General features: G+C 43.5%; 6 protein-coding genes. 3 read left to right on the forward strand and 3 right to left on the reverse strand.

From position 1 onward, the window contains the following. Positions 1-288: 288 nt before the first annotated feature. Both IM456_RS01470 and IM456_RS01475 read right to left on the reverse strand, forming a co-directional pair. Positions 289-1563: an O-antigen ligase family protein gene (locus IM456_RS01470; protein ID WP_149988184.1), complete on the reverse strand. Its 1275-nt coding sequence runs from the start codon at positions 1561-1563 to the stop codon at positions 289-291. A 1-nt stretch (position 1564) separates the two neighbouring features. Beyond that, positions 1565-2392, reverse strand: a complete 828-nt coding sequence (locus IM456_RS01475; RefSeq protein ID WP_149988183.1) for a YaaW family protein — start codon at positions 2390-2392, stop codon at positions 1565-1567. 97 nt (positions 2393-2489) lie between these two features. Here IM456_RS01475 and IM456_RS01480 point away from each other — a divergent pair, with 97 nt between their 5' ends. Both IM456_RS01480 and IM456_RS01485 read left to right on the forward strand, forming a co-directional pair. Then, positions 2490-3434, forward strand: coding sequence for an NAD(P)/FAD-dependent oxidoreductase (locus IM456_RS01480; protein ID WP_149988182.1), 945 nt, complete (start codon positions 2490-2492; stop codon positions 3432-3434). 98 nt (positions 3435-3532) lie between these two features. Then, the gene (locus tag IM456_RS01485; protein WP_149988181.1) at positions 3533-3787 is read left to right on the forward strand and encodes a DUF7219 family protein; all 255 of its coding nucleotides are present in this window, start codon (positions 3533-3535) and stop codon (positions 3785-3787) included. A gap of 98 nt (positions 3788-3885) precedes the next feature. Here the strand turns inward: IM456_RS01485 and IM456_RS01490 are convergent, their stop codons facing one another. Continuing rightward, positions 3886-4029: a hypothetical protein gene (locus tag IM456_RS01490; protein ID WP_287705269.1), complete on the reverse strand. Its 144-nt coding sequence runs from the start codon at positions 4027-4029 to the stop codon at positions 3886-3888. A gap of 129 nt (positions 4030-4158) precedes the next feature. Between IM456_RS01490 and IM456_RS01495 the strand changes: the two genes are divergently transcribed. Continuing rightward, positions 4159-4340 (forward strand): helix-turn-helix domain-containing protein (locus IM456_RS01495; RefSeq protein ID WP_272079382.1); only part of this gene is annotated, 182 nt, incomplete at its 3' end.

Here is a 4340-nt window from a genome sequence, read left to right on the forward strand (position 1 = left end):
TCAATAAATAATTTTTGCTTATCTATGTCGGAAAATAGAACTCCTGCAAAAATCCAACATCTACCATGGGGTTAGAATTCAGCATTCATACTAAATCCGTTGAGTAACGCACAGAAAACGGGTTTCTCGGAGAAACCCGTTTTCTGCTCATGCACTCATGCAAAAAGGGGAATAAATAATCAGTCTTTAATAACCAGATTTAGTATCAGGAGTCAGGAGTCAGTATTCAGGAGATTATTTTTATTTATTCTCCCCACTTCCCCACTTCCCCACTTCCCACTTCCCAATTCATAATTCATAATTTAAACTTTGACTCACCCCGGCAATAGCAGCCAAGAGAAACCAAACAATAGTATTAATCTTGACATCGGAGAGGGTGACATCGACGAGATTAAATAAAACGCAAGCACCAAAGGCCACCAGATAGGTAAAGATAATTAACTCCCCCCCGGCTTTTTGTTGTCGTAAAAAGATTAATAAACGCACCCCTTGGGCATAAATCCAACCCACCCAAACAGACAATAAAATTAAGCCAATAATTCCCGTTTCTGCCATTAACATCAAATATAAATTATGGGGATGACCTAACCATAATCCCTGACTTTTTTCGTAGAGAGGTGTAAAACTGCGTAATCCCCAACCGAATAGGGGTCTTTCTTGGGTCATTTCTAGAGTAAAACGCCATTGAGTTGATCTGAGAGTAGCTAGAGGGCGATCGGGGAACATTTCATCGGATAATCGCGCCCAAATCGCCCTAGGAACCAAAAAACGCAGACTATCCCTGAAAGGATTTGGTCCCCAAGAAGCAAGGGAAATCACCCCCCCCAAGAGGACAAAACCGGCAACTAAGGCATTCCAACCCAGATAAAGGGCGAAAATTAGGCAACCTAAAAAGGCTAAGGCCCAAGCATTGCGAGAATTGCTTAAAAATAGCCCTACACTGTCGATAAATATGGTTAAAGTTAAAAACCCGACTTTGAGATTTAAAAGGTTATTTCTTTGTCTGTGCCACTGCCGCAAAGTTAGAATTAATAAACCGATCGCTAAAATCAGAGTTATTAATAAATAAGCCCCCAAAAGATTAGCATACATAAAAACCGAAGACATCCGCCCGTCCGGTTCACCCCCCGCCCCGTAGGGCCAGGTAAAAATCCCTTTTAATGCTTCCGGTTTTTGCCAACCGAGAAAAATTTGTCCCCATCCCATCACCACTACCCAAACCGACGGAATAACCATCACCCAAGCTAGTTGACGCAATTGAGAGGGTTTTTTAATTAATTGCCGAATATTGCTAAAAAAGAAGAAAAAGGGCAGGAAATTTCCTAAACCAATCCAAGCATCCCCCGGAGTTGGGGAAAGACTGGCACTAATCATTAACCAAAGAGTGACGATACCGAGACCTTGATTGAGACGTGACTGGATAATTGCCCGAAAATTGCCGGTAAAAACCCTAATTAAGACGATAATAATGCCGATACCCGCTAACTCCGGCAGGATCAGGGCGATAAAAACTGAAAAAAGTATTAAATTCCACTCCCACCCTTGACAAAAAATCTTTTTCATGTTATGCAGGTTGCCAACAATCGTCACGAGTCAGACGAATTTGGGCGATGGCAAAAATAGTCGGGATAATCCGGCCGTAGTCAGTTGCGATCGCTTTCCAACCGAGATCAGCAATAAACCAACCCCATAGAGCCGGTCCTACCAAACTTAACACGGTTCTGACCGCTCCGTAGCGGGCCGCCGCCGTAGTCATGCCCTGTTTAGCCGTTTGTAGCGCGATTTGATTAGCAATTGCCCCACCCTGGACTAGGGCAGTCTTTGCCCCTTGATAGCGGGCAAAATGGAGAGCGAACTGCCCGGCGATATGTTTGAGCAGAATCGGTTTCAGGATAGAATTAACGGCGATGACGCTACTGCCTTTGAGGACTATATCGAGGGGATTGTGTTGTAGGTGAACCGGTAAGGGTTGGGGAGTGCGGCAATCCGCGAGCGCCTTTTGAATTTGAATCGAGAGGGATTTTTGTTCCGATGGGGGGAGACGTTTCCAAGCTTTGTTAACGAGGTGAAGATAGATTTCCGCTTCAATTTCCGTTGTCGGCATTTTTTGGGAGTAGGGAACCTTGAGGAAATGACAGACACGGACGAGAATTTGACGATAACTAACTTTTTCGGTTTGACCTTTTAATACTGTCACACCATCGGCAGCCAAGTAACGAAAACGATCCTCGACGCTATCTAACCAACTATCCCAATCTTGACTTTGAACGGCGATTGCGTCCGGCGCTCGTAGATAATCGAGAGGGTTAAAACGACGGCAAAAGAGGATGTTAGTGATTTGCTGTAGTTCCTCCTCGGTGGCTAACTCCAAAGCTGTGCGTAGTTCGTCCAATGTGGTTTGTCCTCCTCAGCCCCAATAATCAACTTAGTTTCGCTAGTGCTGATTACTACTAATATTAACTCAAGGGTTCACAGGATTAGGAAGGCTAGTGACAAATTTTTCGATTAAGGTTGGGATCATTGGTGCGGGTTTAGCCGGGTTAGCCTGCGCTCGTCAGTTGTGCGATCGAGGTTATACTGTTAAGCTATTTGATAAGTCTAGAGGCATTGGTGGTCGTTTAGCCACGCGACGGGTTAACCGAGCCAATCAAGTGATTGCTGTGGATCATGGCTTGCCTTTTTTGACTATTCAGGGGGAAAAAACGGCGGCTTTAATTGATAATCTACTGAGAGAGAATATAGTTACTTCTTGGTTTGATTCTAGCTATGTTGCTCCTTCTGGCATCAATAGCGTGGCGAAATTTTTAGCTAAAGGTTTAGAAATTGAACGAGATTTTCTGGTTACTCGTCTGGAAAATCGTCAAGAAAAATGGGTTTTAAACAATAACGGTCAAATTCGGGGAGAGTTTCCGGTGATTGTCCTGGCTATTCCCGCCCCGCAAGCAGCGTTATTGTTAGAAAACTCTCACATAACTACTATGCCAGAATTGCGATCAATCTTTTACAATCCCTGTTTAACGGTAATGGCGGGTTATGGCGATTCTTTACCCGCAGTTGCTCCCGCCACCGATATCGCTTGGTTAGGACTTGATAGCAGTAAACGGCAATCATCCCCTGATTATGTCTTTGTTGTGCATAGTAGTGGAGATTTTGCGGTTAAATATCTCGATAGCGAGGATTTAGAAGCAGTTAAGCTAGATTTGCTCTCTCGTGCTTCTTTGCCTCTCCCCGATTGGTCCTGGATTCACCGTTGGCGTTATGCTTTAGTCCGTCAGGGTTTAGCTGTACCCTGTTTAAGTGTTAATAGTCCTTTACCTCTAGTTGCCTGTGGTGATTGGTGTCAAGGAGGAGATTTGTCGAGAAATTCTTCCCTAGAAACGGCCTTAACTTCTGGGATAGCGGCGGCTAATCAAGTTCAGCAGCTACTCTCTTAAGAATCTAGAGACGGGTTTAAATTCTTAGGTTAAGCATAAGTTAACAAAAGGTTAAATATATAATAATGTAGATATCCTATACTGGGGGGTCGGTAACAATGGAAAAATTCAATTCTAAAGATAACTTTCTCTACCCTAAAACCAGCTACAGGGGTTTATTCACGCCACAAAATTTAGTTTTTAACGCTAATTTGCAGGAATTCGCCCTGAGAGTCTCTTTTATCGCTGGTTTACACACTGGGGGAAAGCTTACCTCCACGGAAGCTTACGAGAAAATTAACCAGCTTTGGCAAGAGTTGAATACCAGTCAAAAATTCCTACTAGCTAATCATTTTGAGGATCACGGAGATTGAGAGATGGGGGTTTTTCAGTGATCAGTAAACAGTAAACAGTAAACAGTAATCAGTATCTAAAGTGGCACATTAACAAAAGTGGGTCAAGTAGTTCTTAGTTATGTCAGAGCTTTCTGACCATAGCTGGCAGTATTATGAGAGACTGCGATCGGGTAAGTGGCGACTAATTCCGGTTTAGTCGTCAGAATCGAATATTCACAAGACTGCGGATTGTCCATCCGCTCCTGAGCATTTCGGCACATGACTTAAGGTGATTTTGAGAGCATCAACGACCGGATCATCGAAAATTTGGGTCTGAAACCCCGTCGTTCTACGACGGCTTTACTGTTAAATATTAGCACATTTACGAAATATATGCTAAAATGTGAGGTATGGAAAAAGCCTATTCGTTTCGATTTTACCCAACACCAGAACAAGAGTCGCTATTGCGGCGCACTTTGGGCTGTGTAAGATTAGTTTACAACAAAGCTCTCCACGAACGAACACAAGCTTGGTACGAAAAGCAAGAAAGAGTAGGCTACGCTCAAACTTCTTCAATGTTGACCGATTGGAA

Origin of the sequence: Microcystis sp. M079S1, assembly GCF_020246425.1 — a bacterium.
GTDB classification, from domain to species: domain Bacteria; phylum Cyanobacteriota; class Cyanobacteriia; order Cyanobacteriales; family Microcystaceae; genus Microcystis; species Microcystis aeruginosa.

Excerpts from the sequence above, each read along its gene's own strand:
- IM456_RS01470 (WP_149988184.1), bottom strand. The coding sequence starts at position 1,563 with ATGAAAAAGATTTTTTGTCAAGGGTGGGAGTGGAATTTAATACTTTTT.
- IM456_RS01485 (WP_149988181.1), top strand. The coding sequence starts at position 3,533 with ATGGAAAAATTCAATTCTAAAGATAACTTTCTCTACCCTAAAACCAGC.
- IM456_RS01490 (WP_287705269.1), bottom strand. The coding sequence starts at position 4,029 with ATGTGCCGAAATGCTCAGGAGCGGATGGACAATCCGCAGTCTTGTGAA.